The sequence below is a fragment of the Pseudomonas sp. FP597 genome (genome assembly GCF_030687435.1).
GTDB lineage: Bacteria > Pseudomonadota > Gammaproteobacteria > Pseudomonadales > Pseudomonadaceae > Aquipseudomonas > Aquipseudomonas lactucae.
In genome coordinates this window covers 3,584,380-3,604,815 of the sequence record NZ_CP117432.1, presented here as the reverse complement: position 1 = coordinate 3,604,815, position 20,436 = coordinate 3,584,380, and the positions used below count along the sequence as shown (strand labels likewise).

General features: G+C 62.9%; 15 protein-coding genes and 1 pseudogene. 6 read left to right on the top strand and 10 right to left on the bottom strand.

Going from position 1 to position 20,436, the window contains the following annotated elements; genetic code table 11:
* Positions 1 to 39 precede the first annotated feature (39 nt).
* Positions 40 to 1,443 carry an MFS transporter gene (locus PSH66_RS16475; RefSeq protein ID WP_305427233.1) on the top strand — a complete coding sequence of 468 codons (1,404 nt, stop codon included), beginning with the start codon at positions 40 to 42 and terminating at the stop codon, positions 1,441 to 1,443.
* On the opposite strand, the gene PSH66_RS16470 is transcribed toward PSH66_RS16475, so the two are convergent.
* Positions 1,430 to 2,428, bottom strand: coding sequence for a DMT family transporter (locus PSH66_RS16470; RefSeq protein WP_141063959.1), 999 nt, complete (start codon positions 2,426 to 2,428; stop codon positions 1,430 to 1,432). The two genes, PSH66_RS16475 and PSH66_RS16470, sit on opposite strands and share 14 nt — an antisense overlap.
* 92 nt (positions 2,429 to 2,520) lie before the next feature.
* Between PSH66_RS16470 and PSH66_RS16465 the strand changes: the two genes are divergently transcribed.
* Positions 2,521 to 3,435, top strand: a complete 915-nt coding sequence (locus PSH66_RS16465; RefSeq protein WP_003174275.1) for a LysR substrate-binding domain-containing protein — start codon at positions 2,521 to 2,523, stop codon at positions 3,433 to 3,435.
* Positions 3,436 to 3,511: 76 nt separating this feature from the next.
* Here PSH66_RS16465 and PSH66_RS16460 read toward each other — a convergent pair whose 3' ends face one another.
* Positions 3,512 to 4,804, bottom strand: a complete 1,293-nt coding sequence (locus PSH66_RS16460; RefSeq protein WP_305427232.1) for a sorbosone dehydrogenase family protein — start codon at positions 4,802 to 4,804, stop codon at positions 3,512 to 3,514.
* Positions 4,801 to 5,214 carry a DUF2231 domain-containing protein gene (locus PSH66_RS16455; protein WP_305427231.1) on the bottom strand — a complete coding sequence of 138 codons (414 nt, stop codon included), beginning with the start codon at positions 5,212 to 5,214 and terminating at the stop codon, positions 4,801 to 4,803. Before PSH66_RS16455 ends, PSH66_RS16460 begins: the two co-directional genes overlap by 4 nt.
* Before the next feature lie 169 nt (positions 5,215 to 5,383).
* On the opposite strand from PSH66_RS16455, the gene PSH66_RS16450 reads away from it, so the two are divergent.
* Both PSH66_RS16450 and PSH66_RS16445 read left to right on the top strand, forming a co-directional pair.
* A complete protein-coding gene (locus tag PSH66_RS16450; protein ID WP_003174272.1) occupies positions 5,384 to 5,863 on the top strand; it encodes an ATP-binding protein in 480 nt (159 codons plus the stop codon).
* Positions 5,860 to 6,633, top strand: a complete 774-nt coding sequence (locus tag PSH66_RS16445) for a nucleotidyltransferase domain-containing protein (protein ID WP_305427230.1) — start codon at positions 5,860 to 5,862, stop codon at positions 6,631 to 6,633. The genes PSH66_RS16450 and PSH66_RS16445 overlap by 4 nt, the downstream gene beginning before the upstream one ends.
* Positions 6,634 to 6,663: 30 nt before the next feature.
* Here PSH66_RS16445 and PSH66_RS30200 read toward each other — a convergent pair whose 3' ends face one another.
* The 3 genes and pseudogenes from PSH66_RS30200 to PSH66_RS16435 form a co-directional block, all read right to left on the bottom strand.
* Complete coding sequence (locus PSH66_RS30200) at positions 6,664 to 7,368, bottom strand: methyl-accepting chemotaxis protein (RefSeq protein ID WP_370694856.1); 705 nt, start codon at positions 7,366 to 7,368, stop codon at positions 6,664 to 6,666.
* Positions 7,369 to 7,566: 198 nt separating this feature from the next.
* Positions 7,567 to 8,406, bottom strand: a pseudogene (locus tag PSH66_RS30195) (cache domain-containing protein); the annotation flags it as partial.
* 348 nt (positions 8,407 to 8,754) lie between these two features.
* A complete protein-coding gene (locus tag PSH66_RS16435) occupies positions 8,755 to 12,741 on the bottom strand; it encodes a bifunctional nitrate reductase/sulfite reductase flavoprotein subunit alpha (RefSeq protein WP_305427228.1) in 3,987 nt (1,328 codons plus the stop codon).
* Positions 12,742 to 13,319: 578 nt separating this feature from the next.
* Between PSH66_RS16435 and nirB the strand changes: the two genes are divergently transcribed.
* The gene (gene nirB, locus PSH66_RS16430) at positions 13,320 to 15,881 is read left to right on the top strand and encodes a nitrite reductase large subunit NirB (protein WP_305427227.1); all 2,562 of its coding nucleotides are present in this window, start codon (positions 13,320 to 13,322) and stop codon (positions 15,879 to 15,881) included.
* Entirely contained in the window at positions 15,881 to 16,243 is a 363-nt protein-coding gene (gene nirD, locus PSH66_RS16425) for a nitrite reductase small subunit NirD (protein WP_003174265.1), read from the top strand. The genes nirB and nirD overlap by 1 nt, the downstream gene beginning before the upstream one ends.
* A gap of 74 nt (positions 16,244 to 16,317) precedes the next feature.
* Here nirD and PSH66_RS16420 read toward each other — a convergent pair whose 3' ends face one another.
* From PSH66_RS16420 to PSH66_RS16405, 4 genes are read right to left on the bottom strand one after another with little or no spacing between them, the layout of a single operon-like run.
* Positions 16,318 to 17,649, bottom strand: a complete 1,332-nt coding sequence (locus tag PSH66_RS16420) for an ABC transporter substrate-binding protein (protein ID WP_003174264.1) — start codon at positions 17,647 to 17,649, stop codon at positions 16,318 to 16,320.
* 36 nt (positions 17,650 to 17,685) lie between these two features.
* Positions 17,686 to 18,753, bottom strand: a complete 1,068-nt coding sequence (locus tag PSH66_RS16415; RefSeq protein WP_305427226.1) for a branched-chain amino acid ABC transporter permease — start codon at positions 18,751 to 18,753, stop codon at positions 17,686 to 17,688.
* Between the two features lie 22 nt (positions 18,754 to 18,775).
* Positions 18,776 to 19,657, bottom strand: coding sequence for a branched-chain amino acid ABC transporter permease (locus PSH66_RS16410; RefSeq protein WP_003174262.1), 882 nt, complete (start codon positions 19,655 to 19,657; stop codon positions 18,776 to 18,778).
* A gap of 2 nt (positions 19,658 to 19,659) precedes the next feature.
* Positions 19,660 to 20,436, bottom strand: coding sequence for an ABC transporter ATP-binding protein (locus PSH66_RS16405; protein WP_078732978.1), 777 nt, complete (start codon positions 20,434 to 20,436; stop codon positions 19,660 to 19,662).

Genomic DNA, 20,436 nt, shown 5'->3' with positions numbered 1-20,436 from the left:
GTTGTCTATGTCCTACCTAACAAAAATAAAAGTGATGCCATGAATCTGAACGAGCCCATCAGTGCCCATCGTGTTGGCCAGGCGGTCGGCAACTATCGCTGGACCATCTGCGCGATGCTGTTTTTCGCCACCACCGTCAACTACCTCGATCGCCAGGTGCTCAGCCTGCTGGCGCCGCAGCTGTCGACGCAGTTTGGCTGGAGCAACACCGACTACGCCAACATCGCGGCGGTGTTCCAGTTTGTGTATGCGATCTCGATGCTGTTCGCCGGGCGCTTTGTCGACAAGATCGGCACCAAGGCCGCCTATGTGATCGCGATTGCGATCTGGTCCACTGGCGCGATCATGCACGCGTTCTCAGTGCCGATGGGCGAGGGCATCGCTGCCGTCAGCGGCGCCATCGGGCTGGCGGTGATTCCGGTGTCGATTGCCGGTTTCATGCTCTCCCGCGCAGTACTGGCGATCGGCGAGGCGGGTAACTTCCCGATTGCAATCAAGGCCACCGCCGAATATTTCCCGAAGAAAGAACGCTCCCTGGCCACTGGCATTTTCAACTCCGGTGCCAACGTCGGCGCGATCCTGGCGCCGATCTGCGTGCCCTTGATTGCCAGCATGTGGGGCTGGGAAGCGGCCTTCATGGTCATCGGCATGCTCGGCTTCGTGTGGGTCGCGGTGTGGGCGGCGGTGTACGAAAAGCCCGAGCAGCAAAAACGTCTTTCGGCCGAAGAACTGGCCTACATCCGTAGCGACCAGACCCTGCAGCCGTTCGCCAAGGCGCCCGCCGGCACGGTCGAGAAAAAAGTCTCGTGGTTCAAGCTGCTGACCTACCGCCAGACCTGGGCCTTTGCCTTCGGCAAGTTCATGACCGACGGCGTGTGGTGGTTCTTCCTGTTCTGGCTGCCCACTTACCTGTCGGCGCAGTACGGCATGAAAGGCGCCGATATCGTGATGCCGCTGGCCGTGCTGTACAGCATGACCATGGTTGGCAGCATCGGCGGCGGCTGGTTCCCCAGCTACTTCATGGCGCGCGGCGATGCGCCGTATGACGGGCGTATGAAGGCCATGCTGGTGATCGCATTGTTCCCGCTGGTGGTGTTGCTGGCGCAGCCGCTGGGCTATATCAGCTTCTGGGTGCCGGTATTGCTGATCGGCGTGGGCGCCTCTGCGCATCAGGCGTGGTCGTGCAATATCTTCACCACCGTGTCCGACATGTTCCCGCAGAAAACCGTGGCCTCGGTGGTGGGAATTGGCGGCATGGCCGGCGGCCTCGGCGGCGTGGTGATGACCAAGATCGGCGGCTGGGTGTTCGATTACTACAAGTCGATCAACGACATCCACACCGGCTACATGATCATGTTCGCTATCTGCGCGCTGGCCTACCTGGTGGCTTGGAGCGTGATGAAGAGCCTGGTGCCGCGTCACAAGGAAATCACTGACCTGTAAAGCGGCCGGGGCTTGAGTCGATCAAGCCCCGTTTTACAGGGGCGCTTGCCCCGGTCAGGATGATCCGCACCGCCATCACCACTCCCATCAACACGGCGGCCAGGCCAGCGGCTTCCATCGGCGTTGGCCAGCGCTCGTGAAACCACAGGCCGAGCAGCGTGGCGAACAGCGACTCGAGGGCAATCAGTTGCCCGCTCAGCACCATGGGCAGGCGCCGGGTTGCGGCGTTCCAGGCCCAGGCACCCACCACGGTGGACATCACCGCGATGATCAAACCCCAGGTATACAACGGCCCTGCCTGGCTCAGGCTGAAGCCCAGGGTTGGCAGTTTGAGCAAGCCCAGGGCCAGCACCCCAGGTAGCAGGCACAACGTCGAGATACCCGCACCCACCAGCATCAAGGCGCTCCAAAGCCCGGTGGCCGACGCCGGCAGTTTCATCAATTGCCGTTGGTTGATCACACTGAAGCCAATCCACAAGGCCACTGCACTCACCGAAAAAAACAGCCCGCCCAGCCAGGCGACAATGCCCAATGACGGCTGATGCACGCTGCTGAGGTTTGACAGCAACAAGCCTGCCGTTACGCAGGCCAGCGGTGCCGCCAGCCGACGCCACTGTATGGTCTTGTCGCGGGCGTTGCCGACCAGCGCGAGCAACACCGGAACCAGACCGACAAACGCGGGCGTCAGTACCGGGCCGCCGAACACCACACCCGCAGCGATGCACACGCCGTACCCCAGGCAACCGAGGGCACCGAGCGCAGCGGCGACGCACCATTGGCCAGGCCCGAGCACACGCAGGTGGGCCCGGCACAGCAGGGTGCCCACCAGGCCCACTATTCCTGCGATCAGAAACCGCACCACCATAAGGTCGTAGAGGCTGTAGGCGCCGCTGACGTAAGGGGTGATGAAGTTCAGCGCCCAACCCAGGGTCGCCACCACCGCCAGCATCACGCCGGCGAGCATCGATGTTTGCATTGAGTTCATCAGGGTTATCCATCAGGGAATGGATGCATGGTGCCCAGGCGTGCCGCTGTGCTACAAACGAGTTCTCGGCCCTGAATGCATAACCTGAAATCATGAATACACTCGGCAAGACCCTACCGCCCCTGGCCAGCTTGTTGCCGTTTGAAGCGGCGGCGCGCCTGGGCAGTTTTTCCAAGGCCGGTGATGAGCTGCACATCACCCAGGCCGCCATCAGTCGCCAGATACGCGGGCTGGAGGACAACCTCGGGGTGAAGCTGTTTTATCGGCGCAACCGTGCGGTGTTCCTCACCCAGGAAGGACATGACCTGGCGCGGGTAGTCAGCGACGCATTGCACAGCATCCGTGACAGCGCCGCGCGCCTACGGGCCTCACCGCACAGCAATCGGGTGGTACTGCTCTGTCAATTGTGTGAGGCGTTTTATTGGCTGATGCCGCGCCTGTCGAGCTTTCACCAGCAATACCCGCAGATCGAAATCCAGGTGGTGACTTCCACCCGACCCTTGACGGAATTCACGGGTCCCTTCGACGTCGCCCTGCAAAGCACGCGGCGCGCCAGCGGCGCGCATCCGTTGATGTTCACCGCCTCCGACGAAGTATTTCCGGTGTGCAGCCCAGCTTACCTCGCCACGCCAAAACCCCTGTCACTGGCCGATTTGCAGTCATGCACGTTTTTGCACCACAGCTCCGAGCCTCCGCACCTGATGGAGTGGGAGAGCTGGTTGCAAGTGTTCGGTCAGGCATTGGCCGAGGATGCGCGCAGTGTCACGTTCGATAGCTACCCGCTGATGTTGCAGGCGGCGGTGGAGGGGCATGGGGTCGCCATGGGTTGGCAGCGTACGGCGGGCCGTTTGATTGAAAGTGGTGCGCTGGTGCGGCCGTGCGCCGAGCGGGTGTATCTGCCCGAGGCGATTTCGATTTACCGGCATCAAGAGGCGGGCAGCCGGGCAGAGATAGCGGCGTTGCTGGGCTGGCTGGAGGCGCAGTTGCAGAGTGAAGGTGACAGCTGACCACCTTTGGGGTCCCCGTCACCCCCCACTGCGTCCCCCACATTTGGATCTCCATCAGGCAGACAGGTATCAGTGGCTACTGAGTCCGCGTCACCCGCCACACGGTGTTGGCCAGGTCATCGGCGATGATCAGCGCACCTTTGGGGTCCACCGTCACCCCTACCGGACGACCGCGGGTCTTGCCGTCATCCCCACGAAAGCCGGTCGCAAAATCAATCGGTTCGCCCGAAGGCTTGCCATCACGGAACGGCACGAAGATCACCTTGTAGCCCACCGGGTTCGGGCGGTTCCAGCTGCCATGCTCGCCGACGAACACGCCATCGGCAAACTTCTCGCCCATGGCCGGGATGGAAAAGTCCACGCCCAGTGCGGCTACGTGGGAGCCCAGGCTGTAATCCGGCTTGATCGCGGCGGCGACTTTGGCCGGGTTCTGCGGTTGCGCGCGCGGGTCGACGTTCTGGCCCCAGTAGCTGTAGGGCCAGCCGTAGAAGGCGCCTTCACGCACCGACGTCAGGTAATCGGGCACCAGGTCGGGGCCGAGTTCGTCACGTTCATTAACCACTGTCCACAGTTGCCCGGTGCCGGGTTGAAGGGCCAGGGCCGTGGGGTTGCGCAGGCCGGTGGCGTAGGGTTTATGCGCGCCGGTGGCGGCGTCGATCTGCCAGACCATGGCACGGTCGATCTCCACTTCCATGCCACGCTCGGTGATGTTGCTGTTGGAGCCGATGCCCACATACAGCTGGCGCCCGTCGGCGCTGATGGCCAGGGATTTGGTCCAGTGATGGTTGATCTGCGCCGGCAGGTCGGTAACCTTGGTCGGTACGCCGTCGGCTTTGGTCTGGCCATCGGTGTAATCGAAACGCAGCAGTGCATCCTGGTTGGCCACATACAGCTTGCCATCGGCATACGCCAGGCCGTAGGGCGCGTTGAGGTTGTCGGCGAAGACTGTTTTCAGTTCGTAGGTGCCGTCACCGTCGGCATCGCGCAGCAGGGTCAGGCGATTGCCGCCCTTGACCTGGGTGTTGCCTTGGGCCTTGATCACGCTGGCGATCACATCCTTGGGCTTGAGCTTGGCCGCACTGCCGCCGCGGCCCTCGGCGATGAGGATGTCACCGTTGGGCAGTACCAGGGTCTGGCGCGGGATGGCCAGGTCGGTGGCGATGGCGGTGATGCTGTAGCCTTCGGGTACCTTGGGTTTCTGCTCGCCCCAGGGGGTTGGCTCGGCGATTTTCATGCTCGGTATCAGGCTGCTCTGTTGCTCCGGCAGCTTGGGATCGGGGCCGCGGGCCTGGGTCTTGTCACCTTCGCCACCGCAGGCGCTCAACAGCAGGGCCGCAGTCAACAGCGTCAACGTGTGCGACGTTTTCATCGGGCACCTCCCGAACGCAGGCCGGTCCAGGTCGCCGCAAGCGTCAGCACGCTCACAATTGCCGACAGCACCAGGCCCGCGGGCATCATCGCGTAGGCGTCCTTGGCATGCTGGAAGGCGTTGATCAGCCCGAGCACCCAGGTTGCCAATACCAATAGAAAGTACACAAGCGGTTGCCCGGCCTTGTGTCCGGCGCGCACCAGATTGACCAGCGCAAACAACAGCGCGAGCCCGGCAAACACCAGCGCGCCGGCGATCAGCCAGGAGGCGAAGTTGGCCCATTGAATCTGGTAGGTCTGACCGTAGGCAATGTCACTGAGCAGGGCGCCAAGGAACAACGGCACGGTGCCCGCGAGCAACGTCGCGTGCAGCGGGCCTGGCGTGGGTCGATAAGTTGCGAGGGTAGTCATGGTGGTGGCGGCTCCTTGTTGCTTTCCAACGTATCAACGCCCCAGGTCGGGGCAGCACATAGGAAGTGAACGCAGCGCCAGTAGGAAAGTTCAGGGCAATTGACGCTGAAATGTTATGAAACAGAGTCAAAGATGGCATGCTTCAAGGCCACACAAAGGAAAGCACCCCATGCCGACCCTGCACCTGCTGTGCGGCAAGATCGCCTCGGGCAAGTCGACGCTTGCCAACACCCTCACCGCTGAACACGGCGCGATACTGCTCGGCGAAGACCATTGGCTTGCGCAGTTGTACCCCGGTGAAATTCTGTCGCTGGCAGATTACCTGCGCTGCGCCCAGCGCATTCGTGGCGTCATGGGGCCGCTGGTCATCAATCTGCTGGCGTCAGGCAACAACGTGGTGCTGGATTTTCCGGCCAATACCCTGAGCCAGCGCGAATGGCTGTTTGGCCTGGCCCAGGCGGCCCAGGTGCCGCACCGCCTGCACTACCTCGAACTCGACGACGACACGTGCCGCGCACGGCTGCATGCGCGCAATGCGCGCGGTGAGCATGATTTCGCCGCGACGGATGCCGAGTTTGATCTGATCACGCGCCATTTTTGTGTGCCGAGTGAAGAGGAGGGGGTGGTGATTGAGGTACATCGCGCATGAGAACTGCGGCTACGGGCCTGGATGCGCAAGGCTTTATCCTCACTGTCTCGGATCGACCGGTGCAGCGTGAATACCAGCCGATGCTTGCCGATGTTTGCGCTTCGCTCCCGCAGGCGGGCATCGGGTTGGACGGAATTTATCTTTACGGCAGCGTCGCGAGAGGGGATGCCGTACCCGGTGTTTCCGACCTGGACCTCACGTTGGTGCTGCACGAACCGGCAACTGCGCAGGTGTTGGAACAATTGGAGGCGACCCGCCACGAACTGGAGCAGCGACATCCCCAGGTCACCAAGATCGATTTCGATATCGGCAGCCGCTCGCAGGTACTGGCGGCCGAAAACAGACATAGCTGGGGCTACTGGCTCAAGCACCATTGCCGTTGCATCTGGGGCAACGACCTGGCGCAGCACTTCGAGCGGTTTCGGCCGTCCCGTGAAATCGCCCTGGCGGTGAACGGTGACGTTGAACAGGTGCTGGCCGGGTACCTTGCCCGCATCGCACGCGCCGATACCGAGCAGGTGCGCTTTCGCCTGCAGCGTGAAGCCTCGCGAAAACTGATCAGGGCCACGCATGCCGTGTGCCTGGATGATGCATCGTCATGGCCTCAAACACTTGAAGAGCATGCAGCGATGTTCGTCCGATGTTATCCGGCCAAGGTGACCCAAGTAGCGTTCTTTTTGTTCGAAGCCAGAAACCCTGAGGCTGAGGCCGGTCACTTTTCTACCCAGCTTCAAGCTTTTCTGAGCTGGATGGTTTCACTTCAACAATAGCCACCGCCGGTCTGGGTTGTTGCCAACGTTCTACGACTTGAACCGCCCCACCAGCCCATTCAGCTCATCCGACAGGTCCGACAACCGTCCCGAGTCGTCCTGGGCCGAGTTGGCCAGGCTTTCCACCAGCCGCGCTTCGTCGTAGATCTGCTGGATATGCCGGTTGATCTCCTCAGCCACGCTGTGTTGTTCCTCGGCGGCGGCGGAGATCTGCAGGTTCTGGTCGCGGATTTCGTTGACCGACAGTTCGATCCCCTCAAAGCTGCCCCGTGCGCTTTCGATGGACGACACGCTGGCCTTTGACAGGTCCAGGCAACTGCTCATTTTTTGCGTGACTTCCTCGGTCTTGCTGCCGAGGGTGCCGAGCAGGTGTTCGATTTCGCCGGTGGAGTCCGAGGTGCGCTTGGCCAGTGCGCGCACTTCGTCGGCCACCACGGCAAAGCCACGGCCCTGGTCACCGGCGCGGGCGGCTTCGATGGCGGCATTGAGTGCCAGCAGGTTGGTCTGTTCGGCAATCGCACGGATGGTGCCGAGGATCTGGTTGATGCTGCGGCTACCGGCTTCCAACTCGACCATGGCCTGGGACGATTCGCTCAGGCGCCGGCCCAGGCGGTTGACGTTGTCGGTGGTGACCTCGATCTGCTGCTTGCCCTCGGCCACACGGCGGTGGCCGTTCTCGGCCGACTCGGCGGCGCTGCTGCAAGAGCGGGCCACTTCGTTGGCCGTGGCGACCATTTCATTGAACGCGGTCGACACCAGTTCCACCGCTTCGCGCTGGCGTCCGGCGGCCTCGTTCATGTTATGCGCCACCTCGCTGTTGACCTTGGAGGCGTTCTGCAAGTTGGTCGAGGCGGCGCCGATGTGCTGGATCAGTTGGCGAATGGCCGCGAGAAACTTGTTGAACCAGCCCGCCAGTTCTGCGGTTTCGTCCTTGCCTTGCACCTGCAGCGAGTGGCGCAGGTCGCCTTCACCCTCGGCGATGGACTGCAAGCCGGTGCTGACCTGGCCGATGGGCTTGACGATGACCTTGGAAAACGCCGCCGCGAGCAACCCGAAGACCAGCACCAGCACGGCGACGATGATCGCGGTGATGTAGGTCATGCGCGTGGCTTCGGCCATGACTTCGTTGTGTTCGATCAGGCCGATATAACGCCAGCCCAGGCCAGGGGAGGTCCACACGTTGGCCATATAGCGCACGCCATTGATCTCCACTTCGGTAGAGCCCTGCGTTGTATCCGCCAGGTGCGCATAGGCCGCGCCGAGGTCCTTGAGTGGTTTGAAGCTATGGGCCGCGTCGCGCGGGTCGACCAGCACCACGCCGTCTTCGATCAGCATCACGTAGCCGCTTTCGCCAAGCTTGATGCTCTTGACCAGCTCGGTGAGGTTTTTCAGCGACACGCTGACCACGAATACGCCCTTGGCTTTGCCGGCGTTGTCCAGCAACGCCCGCGCGGTGCCCACCAGGGCCACGTCGTCTTTGTCGTAGTAATACGCCGGGGTGCGCACGGTTTTGCCGGGGCTGGCCATGGCCGCCTTGTACCAGGGGCGCGCGCGCGGATCGTATTTGGCCAGTTGCGGGTCATCCGGCCATTTGACGTAGGTGCCGTCTTCCAGGCCGATGGACAGGATCGCCGCCGCCGGGTGGGTGGCGCCAAAGCGCGCGAAGCGGTCGATCACGGCTTGCGCCGGCGCGGGCATCGGCTGGCTCGCCGCGTCGGCGGGCTGGTAGTTCTTCAGCGTATCGATAGTTGTGTACACAGGATCGGTGGCCATCTGATCGACGTTTTGCTGCGTGCCGTCGAAGAACTGGCGGATGTTGCCATCGATCTGGCGGATTTCCCGGGTACTGCCGTCGATGAACTGATCGACCGCCTGGGTCCGTGTGTTCATCACAGAGATCACGGCCACCAGGCTTACCGGGATAAACGCAACGGAGACAAAAGCCAGCACCAGCTTATTCTTTATTTTCATCGAGACGACCATCGGCGTAGAGGGCGGTTAAATCGTCACGTTCTATAAAAAGAACACCGGCGATTTGCTATCAATGATTTCTCGGCCCTGACTGGATAAAACTTTAGGGTTTTTTGTACACAATACAAAACTCGATTGTTCTGTATCCAATCAGTACACATCACGCAGATAACGTTTCTGCTCGCTCAACTGGCGCCAGTACTCGATGGCACTCTCTGCGCCAAGCCCGCCGTGGGTTTGAGCCACCTGGCGCAATGCCTGGTCGACATCCTTGGCCATGTGGCTGGCATCGCCGCAGATGTAAAGCCTGGCGCCGTCCTGCAACCAGCGCCACAGCTCGGCGCCCTGTTCGCGGATGCGGTCCTGCACGTAGATTTTTTGTGCCTGGTCACGGGAAAACGCCAGGCTCAAATGGGTGAGCAAACCGTCGCGCTGCATGCCTTGCAGTTCGTCCTGATAGTAGAAGTCGCTGGCGGCGTGCTGTTCGCCAAAGAACAACCAGTTGCGCCCCTGATGCCCCAGGGCGCGGCGCTCCTGCAAAAACGCGCGGAACGGCGCCACACCGGTTCCGGGGCCGATCATGATCATGGGCACATCGCCGTCGCGGGGTGTACGGAAGTGTTTGGACGGCTGCACGAACACCGGCACCTCGCCGTCACCGACACGGTCGGCGAGGAAGGTCGAGGACACGCCCTTGCGCTTGCCATAACGCACCGCCGCCACGGTGAGGTGGACTTCCCGAGGGTGCGCCTTGGCACTGGAGGCGATCGAATACAAGCGCGGTTGCAGGCGCCTGAGGGTGCCGAGCAACTCGTCCGCCGAACAGTCGATGGGGTAGTGCTGCAGCACATCCACCAGTTGCCGGCCCCACAGCCAGTCGTTCAGTTCGCTCTTGTGCTCGGGCCGCAGTAACTGCTCAAGGCCTGGGTTGGCGCTGCGCTCGGCGATAAAGGCGAGGGTTTCGCTGCTGGGCCGGGCGATTTCGAAATGCTGGGTCAGGGCCTGTTGCAGCGGCACGTCGCCGAAGGTGTCGATGCTCACCGTGGTGTTGGCGTCAAGGCGCGTCAGGTCAAGCAATTCGCTGACCAATTCCGGGCAGTTGCGCGGCCGCACACCCAGAGCATCACCGGCTTCATAGGTCAGCCCGGAGTCCGCCAGATCGAGGGCGAACTGGCGGGTTTCCTTATGTGGGCTGTGGGGGTTCAGGTGCCGGTTGAGCAGCAGCCGTGAGCCATGCAGCTTGGTTTTGCCGGCAGGTGTGGCTTGGATGATGGACTTGGTCGGGTGCAGGGTTTGCTGCAAGCGCATCAGCCAGGCATCGGCGCGCTCTTCGAATTCGGTGTCGCAGTCCACCCGCTCCAACAGGCGCGTGGCGCCCAGTTCCAGCAGCCGCTGGTCGAGGCGCTTGCCGTGTTTGCAGAACTGGTCGTAATTAGGATCGCCCAGGGCCAGCACCGCAAAGCGCAGGGACTCCAGGCGTGTCTCGACGGTGCTGAGGCTGTGCCAGAACGCTTCGCCATTGTCCGGCGCGTCGCCGTCGCCGAAGGTGCTGCTGATCAGCGCCAGGTTCTGCGTGCTGGCCAACTTGCTGGCCGGGAAGTCCGCCATCGCGCTCAGCTCCACGCTGATACCGGCCTCCCGCAGGCGTTTGGCAAACCGTTCGGCCAGCGCTTCGGCGTTACCGGTTTGCGAGGCCCACAACAAGGTGACATCGGGGGAGGGCGCCGGGGTGGTTTGCGTGCGACTGAATAGCCCCCCGAGCAAGCCGTCCAGCCACACGCGCGACGCCTGGGCCAACGGTGCGCTCGCCGGCATCACCGGCACCCCTTCGACCTGGCGGCCGACACTCGATTGCAGGCCGCTGAGGAACCCGGCGAGGTAGGTGCGCTCGCTCTCACTCAGGAGCGGCGCCGGTACATTGCGGATACCGGCGAGTTCGGCGAAGGCGTCCAGGCGCGATATGGCGAGGTTCCCTGCTAGGTCAGGATGGGTGGTGCCCGGTTGGTCGAGGAACTGGTGGTCGATCAGCTCGACCCGCGCCAGGGCAACCGCGCAGCACTTGAATTCGGGCTGCAGCGAAATCGGGTCGACGGCGTCGTGGGTCACGGCGTTGATCGCCAGGTGTTCGCCAAACACATCGTTCCAGTGAAAGGGCGCAAAACAGCTGCCGGGGCGTACGCGGTCGGTGATCACCGCGGGCAGCACCGCGCGGCCACGCAGGGAGCGCACCTCTATCGAATCCTTGGCCTTGATGCCCAGGCGTGCCGCATCCTCCGGGTGAATTTCCACGAACGGGCCGGGGTTGAGCTTGTTCAAGGTGGCGACCTTGCCGGTCTTGGTCAGGGTGTGCCACTGGTGCTGCACGCGGCCGGTGTTGAGCACGAAGGGGAAGGTGTCATCGGGCATTTCCGCCGGCGGCATATGCGGGCGGGCGAAGAACTGACCTTTGCCGCTGTCGGTGGCGAAGGTGATCGCGCCGTTGTGCACGTAGCGGATCGGGTTGCGAGCCGGCGCATCGGTGGCGGCGAGGGGCCATTGCAGCGGTTGTTCACGCAGACGCGAGTAACTGGCGCCGCGAATGTCGTAGCCGGTCTTGGGGTTCCAGGCGCGTTTGATCTCTTCAAACACCTCGCTGGCGCAGGCGTAGGTGAAGGCGTCGGCAAAGCCCATTGCACACGCGACCCTGGCGATGATCTGCCAGTCGGGCAAGGTGTCGCCCGGCGCCTCGACGGCTTTTTGCATCAGGGTCAGGTTGCGTTCGGAGTTGATCATCACCCCTTCGGCCTCGGCCCACAGCGCGCCGGGCAGCAGGATGTCGGCGTAGCGGTTGGTCTCGGTGTCGAGGAACGCATCCTGAGTGATCACCAGTTCGGCGCTGCGCAAGCCGTCGATCACGGTCTGCCGGTTCGGCACGCTGGCCACCGGGTTGGTGCAGATGATCCAGCAGGCCTTGATCTGCCCGGCAGCCATTTCTTCGAACATCGCCACGGTTCCGCCGCCGGCCTCGCGCGGCAGGCTCTCAGGGGGGATCTGCCACAGGTCCTCGATAAAGGCGCGATCGGCTTCCACCAGCATCGAGCGTTGCCCCGGCAGGCCAGGCCCCATATAGCCCATCTCGCGGCCGCCCATGGCGTTGGGTTGGCCGGTGAGGGAAAACGGCCCGCTGCCGGGGCGGCAGATCGCGCCGGTGGCCAGGTGCAGGTTGCACAGGGCGTTGGTGTTCCAGGTGCCGTGGGTGCTCTGGTTCAGCCCCATGGTCCAGCAACTCATCCACTCGGCGGCCGCGCCGATCCAGTCGGCGGCTTGACGAATATCCGCTTCGGCCAGGCCGGTGATTTCGGCGACGGTGTGCGGCGGGTAGTCGTCAAGGAAACCGGGCATGGCCTCCCAGCCCTGGGTGAACGCAGCAATAAAGGCCGGGTCGGTGTGGCCGTTTTTCACCAGCAGGTGCAGCAGGCCGTTGAGCAAGGCGAGGTCGGTGCCCGGTTTGATCGGCAGATACAGGTCGGCCTTATCGGCGGTGGCGCTGCGCCGTGGGTCGACCACGATCAGCTTCGCCCCGGCCTTGACCCGGTCCATCATGCGCAGGAACAGGATCGGGTGACAGTCGGCCATATTCGCGCCGATCACAAAGAACAGGTCGGCGCGCTCGAAGTCATCGTAGGAGCCGGGCGGCCCGTCGGCGCCCAGCGACAGTTTGTAGCCGCTGCCGGCGCTGGCCATGCACAGGCGCGAGTTGGATTCGATATGGCGGGTGCGCACGAAGCCCTTGGCCAACTTGTTGATCAGGTATTGCGCCTCCAGCGACATCTGCCCGGACACATAGAACGCCAGCGCATCGGGACCATGGGTGTCGAGGATGCCGCGCAGGCGGCCGGCGGTTTCGCTGATGGCCGTGTCCATGGCCAGGCGTACCGGGTCGTGGTCACGCTGCTCACGCAGGTAGGCATTTTCCATGCGCCCTGAATCGGCGATGGCCTGCCCGCAAGTGGTGCCCTTGGTGCACAGGCGACCGGCGTTGGTGGGGTGGGCCTTGTCGCCGATCACCTTGACCACTTTATTGTGTTCGACCTGCATGACGATGCCGCAGCCCACCCCACAATAAGGACACACGCTGCGTACGTTCTGGTTTGCCATCCGTCACCCTCGATACTTTTTCTGCCCGACAACAAAAAAGCGCCCTGCAACCCTCCGTTGGAAACGGGGGCTGCACGGCGCCTTTGTCGTGTGTGGGCAATCAGCGTTGATTGCTCTTGACGTGTTCCTAGCAAGTCACGCGCCAGCTTCTCATTTCAATTGGATAACGCACCGTGGCGAGGGCGCTTGCTCCCGTCCGACAGCGCAGCTGGAGCCCGCTTCAAGGGCCGCTTCGCAGCCCAGCGGGAGCAAGCTCCCTCGCCACAGAAACGCACTTTTATGAGGCGAGGTGCACCAGCGGGAGGCGCAATCAAAGGGGATCTGGCAGGGGTAGGCAGCTTTAGTGGCCGTGCATGCGGCTCCGTGGCCAATTGGCACAGAGCCTGCAAGCTCACCCTCAACCCCACTCGGTCAACGACGATCGACAGGCCATACAGGTCATGGGCATAAAGCGATGGATCCGGCGATGTCGTCCGAACCGATCCCGCCAAAGAACAGGCAAAGACGCCTGGAACCGAAAGGTTTCAGGCGTTTTTTTTTGCTTTTTTTAACCGTGATGAGTGTTGTCGGGTGCTGATATGAATTCCAAAAACGCCAATCTGAAAGAGCTGAAAACCCTGGTCGTCGTCGGCAATGGCATGGTCGGCCACCACTGTGTGGAGCAACTGATCGAACGCGGTGCGCTGGAGCACTACCATCTGCATGTGTTCAGCGAAGAGCCGATGCGTGCCTACGACCGTGTGCATTTGTCCGAGTACTTCACCGGCCGCGATGCCGAGTCGCTGGCGCTGTCCGAGGCGTCGTTGTACCAGACGCCGGGCATCACCTTGCACTTGGGCGTGCCAGTACTGGAAATCGACCGCGCGCGCCGCGAGGTGATCACCGCCCAAGGCTGCGTGGCATACGACACCTTGGTACTGGCGACCGGCTCTTATCCGTTCGTGCCGCCGATTGAAGGCGCCGAAGGCGATTCGCGCCTGGTGTATCGCACCCTGCAAGACCTTGATGCCATTCGCGCCGCGGCGGCCAATGCCCGGCGTGGCGTGGTGGTCGGCGGTGGCCTGCTCGGCCTGGAAGCGGCCAATGCCCTCAAAAGCCTCGGCCTGGAAGCCCACGTGGTTGAATTCGCGCCGCGCCTGATGCCGGTGCAATTGGATGATTTTGGCGGCTTGGCGCTCAAGGCCCAGATCGAGCGTTTGGGCGTCGGTGTGCACCTGTCCCGCGCCACCCAGTCGATCAGCGCGGGCGAGCAGTACCGCTACCGCATGAACTTTGCCAATGACGAATTCCTTGAAACCGATCTGATCGTATTCTCCGCCGGTATCCGCGCCCAGGATGCCCTGGCGCGCCAGGCCGGCCTGGAGATCGGCCCGCGCGGCGGCGTGGCGATCAACGACGAATGTTTGAGCTGTGACCCGCATATTTATGCGATTGGCGAGTGCGCCTCGTGGAACGGCAGCCTGTTCGGCCTGGTCGCGCCGGGCTACCAGATGGCCCGAGGCGTCGCCGCGCTGTTGTGCGGGCAGGCCGCCGAACCCTTTGTCGGTGCCGATATGTCGACCAAACTCAAACTGCTCGGCGTCGACGTAGGCTCCATCGGCGACGCCCATGCCCACACGCCGGGCGCGCGCAGCTATCAGTTCATCGACGAGGCCAGCGCCAGTTACCGCCGGCTGGTGGTGGACGCCAGCGGCAAGCACGTGATCGGCGCGGTGCTGGTCGGCGATAACAGCTACTACGACACCTTGCTGCAATATATGCAGAACGCTATCGCGTTGCCGGCCGAACCGGCCAGCCTGATCCTGCCGTCGTCCGCCGGCGCGCCGACGCTGGGCCCTGGCGCGTTGCCGGAATCGGCCACCGTCTGCTCGTGCCACAACGTCAACAAGGGCGCGATCTGCTCGGCCATCGATGCCGGCTGCAGCGACCTCGGCCTGCTCAAGTCGCAGACCAAGGCCTGCACCGGTTGCGGGGGCTGCGCCGGCTTGCTCAAGCAAGTCTTCGAGCATGAGCTGATTGCCCGTGGCGTCAGCGTCGACAAGAGCCTGTGCGAACACTTCGCCTATACCCGTCAGGAGTTGTACGCCCTGGTACGCGTGGAAGGGATCCTCACCTTCGAGGAACTGTTGGCCAAGCACGGTCGTGGCCATATTGGCTGTGATGTATGCAAACCGGCGGTGGGCTCGATCCTGGCGTCGTGCTGGAACCAGCCGATCATGGACACCTCGTTGGTGCCGTTGCAGGACACCAACGACACCTTCATGGCCAATATGCAAAAGAACGGCACCTACTCGGTGGTACCGCGCATTCCGGGCGGCGAGATCACTGCCGACAAGCTGATCGTGATCGGTGAAGTGGCGAAGAAATACGACCTTTACACCAAGATTACCGGCGGCCAGCGCATCGACCTGTTTGGCGCGCAACTGCATGAGCTACCGGACATCTGGGCCGAGCTGATCGCGGCCGGCTTCGAAACCGGGCATGCCTACGGCAAATCCACGCGTACGGTGAAGTCTTGCGTGGGCAGCACCTGGTGTCGCTACGGCGTGCAGGACAGCGTGAAAATGGCGCTGCTGATCGAGGACCGCTACAAGGGCCTGCGTTCGCCGCACAAGCTCAAGTTCGCGGTGTCCGGCTGCACCCGTGAGTGCGCCGAAGCGCAGAGCAAGGATGTCGGCGTGATCGCCACCGAGAAGGGCTGGAACCTCTACATCGCCGGCAACGGCGGCATGCGCCCACGCCATGCCGAACTGTTTGCCACTGACCTCGACGACGCCACGCTGATCCAGTACATCGACCGCTTTCTGATGTTCTACATCCGCACCGCCGACAAGCTGCAACGCACCTCGGTGTGGCGCGAAAGCCTGGAAGGCGGCCTGGATTTCCTCAAGGACGTGATCCTGCACGACAGCCTGGGCCTGGGTGCCGAGCTGGAAGCGCAGATGCAGCAGGTGGTGGATCGCTACGAGTGCGAATGGGCCAACGCCCTCAAGGACCCGGAAAAACTCAAGCGTTTCCGCACCTTCGTCAACGACAAGCGCCCCGACCCGGACATCCACTTTGTCCAGGAGCGCGGCCAGCGTCGGCCGATCATGGCCGCCGAACTCAACCTGATTCCCGTCATCGAGGAGATTGCCTGATGAGCCAGCCCAACACTCAGCGACACCTGGCCACCTGGAAAAGCGTGTGCAACGAGACCGACCTGGTGAGTAACTCCGGCGTGGTGGTGTGGCTCGACGGCGCGCAGGTGGCGCTGTTCTACCTGCCCGATATGCAGGACCAGACGCTGTACGCCATCGACAACCACGACCCGGAATCCGGCGCGAACGTGATCGGACGTGGCCTGGTGGGCAGTATCAAGGGGGATCTGGTAGTGGCTGCGCCGATCTACAAACAGCACTACCGGCTACAGGACGGCCAGTGCCTGGAGGCGCCGAACCAGCGCTTGCGGGTGTGGCCGGTGCGGTTGAACGAGGGGGTGGTGGAGCTCGGAGTCAACTGAGGCAATGCGGCCCAAATGTGGGAGGGGCGGTGCGACGGTTCGACTTGCTCCCACATTTGAAGCGCATTTAAACCTCATTGCTCTTTGCTGCAATCCCTCGGCGCAATGCCTTTCTCTTTCGCATACTGCGCCGCCGATGCCTCGATGATCGGCCGCAGCAAGGCGCGGTCGGCCTGCACCCAGTCGCTGATCAGGTTCCAGCGTTGCCCATCCCACTGCTGGAAGCGTACCGCGCCGCCGCCTTCGTGGTCGGCGCAGGAGAGTTTCAGCGGTTGCACCAGGCCTTTGGCGCCCAGGGCTTGCAGGCGTGCGTCGTCCAGGTTGAGGTGTTCGAAGCCCCAGCGAACCTGCTCGCCGGTCAAGGGCTTGGCACCGTATTTTTCCTGCGCCAGGCGCACGGCTTCGACGTTGAGAATGCCGTTCACCACGCCGAGGTTGTAGTACACCGTACCGAAGCGCTTCGGATCGGCCAGGTTGCCTTTGCCGGCGTCCACCACGCTTTGCTTGATGCCTTGCAGCACCGGGAAGTCGGTGCCCGATGGGTGCGTGGTGATCGAGATAAAACCCTTCGCCGCGTTGCCGGCCGGCACCACGTCTTCTTCCGAGTTGCTCCAGATATTGCCGATGATGTGATCGGCGGGGTAGCCGACTTTCTGCGCCGATTTGAGCGCCACCGGGTTCATCACGCCCCAGCCGCGCAGGATCACCCAGTCCGGTTTGAGGCGGCGGATGTTCAACCATTGCGATTGTTGTTCGTTGCCGGGGTGCGGCACTTCGAGCAACGTCAGCTCAAAGCCCGCGTTTTTCGCCAGGGTTTCCAGTACGCCGTTGGTTTCCTTGCCGTAGGGCGAACCGTGATAGAGCACGGCGATTTTCTTGCCCTTGAGTTTGTCGGCACCGCCTTCGCGCTGGCCGATGTAATTGATGATCGCCGAGACTTCCGAGTACGGGTTCAGCTGCAGAGGGAAGACGTAGGGGAACACACTGCCGTCGGTGGAATCGGTACGGCCGTGGTTGATGGTGATCAGCGGCAGTTTGTCGGCCGTCGAGCGGTCCAGCGTGGCGTAGGCGATGCCCACCGACAATGGGTTGGTGGCCGCCGCCGGTGCGCCATTGAGCCCACCTTTGAGGCGTTCGTAGCATTCGACGCCTTTTTCCACCACGTACTCGGTCTCGCATTCGCTCCAGGTCAACTTGACCCCATTCACGCCGCCCTTGGCGTTGACGTATTGCAGGTAATCGATAAACCCGCCGAAGAAGCCCGTGCCGCCGGCGGCGTAGGGCCCGACCCGGTAGCTTTGCAGCGGAAAGTACTGTTCGTTGGCAGCCTGGGCGGTACCTGCGAGGGTGGCGGTGATCACGGCCAGGCCCAATGCCAGGCGGCGCAGCGATAAGCGGTGTGTCATGAAGGCGATTCCTCGGGAGCGATAGGGGGTATGAGTTCAGTAACGCAGCGGCCAGACCCTGGCCCGTTGACGAAAGCGCTGCCACAGGCGGGCCAGCCCTTCCGGTTCCTTGATCAGGAAGGTGATGATCAGCGCGCCGAACAGCATCTTCTGGATGTTTTCCAGCTGGCCCGCGTCCATCAAACCGGCGGGCAACAACGCGAAGAGGTTGCCCAGCAGGATTGGGAACAACACGATGAACGCCGCGCCCAGCACGTTGCCGAGCACACTGCCCAGGCCGCCGATAATGATGATGAACAACACTTGGAATGAGCGGCTCAGGTCAAAGCCGTGGGGCTCCACGGTGCCCAGGTAGGTGAAGGCCCACAGCGAACCGGCGACGCCCAGGTAGAAGCCACTGATGGCGAACGCGAGCAGCTTGGCTTTGAGCAGGCGAATGCCGATCACGGCCGCGGCAGTGTCCATGTCGCGCACCGCCATCCAGTTGCGGCCCAGCTCGCTGCGCACCAGGTTTTTGCCGAGCCAGAACAGCGCGACCACCACGGCCAGCGTCAGCACATAACGGCCGCGCGGCGAGCTGAAATCCAGCCCGGCAATCAACAGCGGCGGTGAAGTGATCACCCCCGAGGCGTTGTCGTTGGTAAACCAGCTGAAGCGGGTGAGCACCCACTCCACCACGAACTGCGCGGCCAGGGTTGCCACCAGCAAATAGAACCCTTTGATCCGCAGGCTCGGCAAGCCAAAGAACACCGCCACCAGCGCGGCGATCACGCCGCCCAGGGCAAAGCTCACCAGCAGGGGCAACCCCGGCACGCGCAGTTGCAGGTTGTAGGCGGCGAACGCACCCACCGCCATGAACGCCGCCGAGCCCAACGAGAGTTGGCCCGCGTAGCCGGTCAGCAGGTTCAGGCCCAGCCCGGCCAGGGACAGCACCAGCAGCGGCACCAGAATCGCGCTGAACCAATAGTCATTGCCCAGCCAGGGCATCGCCACAAACGCAAAGCCCAACAGCAGCCATAGCCCGATACGGTCCTGGCGCAGGCGAAAGGTGCGGCGCTCGGCCGCGTAGGAGGTGCTGATTTGACCGACTTCTTGATACAGCATGCAGGCAGTTCCTCAAAAACCATCAAACCCGTTCGATTGCACGCTCGCCGAACAACCCGGCCGGTCGTACCAGCAAAAACAGCAGGGCCAGGACGTAAGGCACCCAGTTTTCAATACCGCTGCCGATGATCGGCCCGAGGTAGATCTCGGCGATTTTCTCCGCTGCGCCGATGACCAAACCGCCGACAATCGCACCGCCAATGGACGAGAATCCGCCGATGATCAGCACCGGCAACGCCTTGAGCACCACCAGCGACAGCGAGAACTGCACGCCCAGGCGCGCGCCCCAGAGCAAACCCGCCACCAGCCCGACAAACCCGGCCACCGCCCACACCAGTGCCCAGATGCGCGGCAGGCGAATGCCCACCGCCATCGACGCCATTGGGTCATCGGCCACCGCGCGCAACGACAGGCCGATGCGGGTCTTGTTGAACAGCAGGGACAGGGCCAGCACCAGCAGGGCGGCGGTGCCAGCGGCAAACAGGTCGAATTGCGAGAGCAGCATGCCGCGGATTTCCAGCGGCTCATCGGCGATGCCCAGGTCCAACCCGTGCACCTGGGCGCCCCACAGAAACTGCGCCAGCCCTTCGATCAGGTACGACAGGCCCAGGGTGGCCATGAACAGGATGATCGGCGGGCGATTGACCAGCGGCCGCAGCACCACTTTCTCGATCAGCAGCGCCAGCACCACCAGGCTTGCCAGCGTGGCCAGGAATGCCCAGGCAAACGGAAAGCCGCGCTCAAGCAGGCTGACGAAGGTCAGCGCGGCGAACAGCACCATGGCGCCCTGGGCAAAATTGAACACGCCGGAGGCCTTGTAGATCAGCACAAAACCAATCGCCACCAGGGCGTACATCACGCCCGCCAACAGGCCGCCGATCAGCACTTCGAAGAAAAATTCCATGTTCAGGTACCCAGGTAAGCGGCAATGACATCCGGGTTGGCACGGACCTGCTCAGGCGTGCCGTCGCCGATCTTGCGACCGTAGTCGAGCACCACCACGTGATCGCACAAGCCCATCACCACGCCGATGTCGTGTTCGATCAACACCACGGTGGTACCGAACTCGCGGTTGATATCGCGGATGAATTGGCTCATTTGCGCCTTTTCCTGGGCGTTCATGCCGGCCATGGGTTCATCCAGCAGCAACAGGGTCGGTTCGCAGGCCAGGGCGCGGGCCAGTTCGACCCGCTTTTGCAGGCCGTAGGGCAGGGTGCCCACCAGTACGTGGCGCCAGGGATGGATCTGCAAAAAGGCGATGACCTTTTCCGCGTGCAGGCGGTGGGCGTCGTCCTCGCGCGGGGCGCGGCCCAGGCGCAGCATCTGTTCGACCCAGGTGCTGCGGCGCTTGAGGTTGCGTCCGGTGAGCACGTTGTCGAGCACGCTCATACCCTTGAACAGCGCGATGTTCTGGAAGGTGCGCGCGATACCGCCCTCGGCGGCCTGGTGCGCACGCATGCGTCGACGGGTCTGGCCGGCATAGCGGATGCTGCCGCTCTGGGGGTGGTAGACGCCGTTGATCACATTGAGCAGCGAGCTTTTACCGGCGCCGTTGGGGCCGATCAGCCCGCAGATGTCGCCGGCCCTGACGTCGAAGCTGATGGAGGTGATGGCCTTGATGCCCTTGAACGACAGGGAGATGTCATCGAGCCGCAGTAATACCGATTCAGTGGGTGCGCGCAT

Coding starts and splice junctions, on each gene's coding strand:
- nirB (WP_305427227.1), top strand. CDS start 13,320: ATGAATTCCAAAAACGCCAATCTGAAAGAGCTGAAAACCCTGGTCGTC.
- PSH66_RS16415 (WP_305427226.1), bottom strand. CDS start 18,753: ATGCTGTATCAAGAAGTCGGTCAAATCAGCACCTCCTACGCGGCCGAG.
- PSH66_RS16475 (WP_305427233.1), top strand. CDS start 40: ATGAATCTGAACGAGCCCATCAGTGCCCATCGTGTTGGCCAGGCGGTC.
- PSH66_RS16455 (WP_305427231.1), bottom strand. CDS start 5,214: ATGACTACCCTCGCAACTTATCGACCCACGCCAGGCCCGCTGCACGCG.
- PSH66_RS16435 (WP_305427228.1), bottom strand. CDS start 12,741: ATGGCAAACCAGAACGTACGCAGCGTGTGTCCTTATTGTGGGGTGGGC.
- PSH66_RS16465 (WP_003174275.1), top strand. CDS start 2,521: ATGAATACACTCGGCAAGACCCTACCGCCCCTGGCCAGCTTGTTGCCG.
- PSH66_RS16420 (WP_003174264.1), bottom strand. CDS start 17,649: ATGACACACCGCTTATCGCTGCGCCGCCTGGCATTGGGCCTGGCCGTG.
- PSH66_RS30200 (WP_370694856.1), bottom strand. CDS start 7,368: ATGGTCGCCACGGCCAACGAAGTGGCCCGCTCTTGCAGCAGCGCCGCC.
- PSH66_RS16405 (WP_078732978.1), bottom strand. CDS start 20,436: ATGCGCGCACCCACTGAATCGGTATTACTGCGGCTCGATGACATCTCC.
- PSH66_RS16460 (WP_305427232.1), bottom strand. CDS start 4,804: ATGAAAACGTCGCACACGTTGACGCTGTTGACTGCGGCCCTGCTGTTG.
- nirD (WP_003174265.1), top strand. CDS start 15,881: ATGAGCCAGCCCAACACTCAGCGACACCTGGCCACCTGGAAAAGCGTG.
- PSH66_RS16470 (WP_141063959.1), bottom strand. CDS start 2,428: ATGAACTCAATGCAAACATCGATGCTCGCCGGCGTGATGCTGGCGGTG.
- PSH66_RS16450 (WP_003174272.1), top strand. CDS start 5,384: ATGCCGACCCTGCACCTGCTGTGCGGCAAGATCGCCTCGGGCAAGTCG.
- PSH66_RS16410 (WP_003174262.1), bottom strand. CDS start 19,657: ATGGAATTTTTCTTCGAAGTGCTGATCGGCGGCCTGTTGGCGGGCGTG.
- PSH66_RS16445 (WP_305427230.1), top strand. CDS start 5,860: ATGAGAACTGCGGCTACGGGCCTGGATGCGCAAGGCTTTATCCTCACT.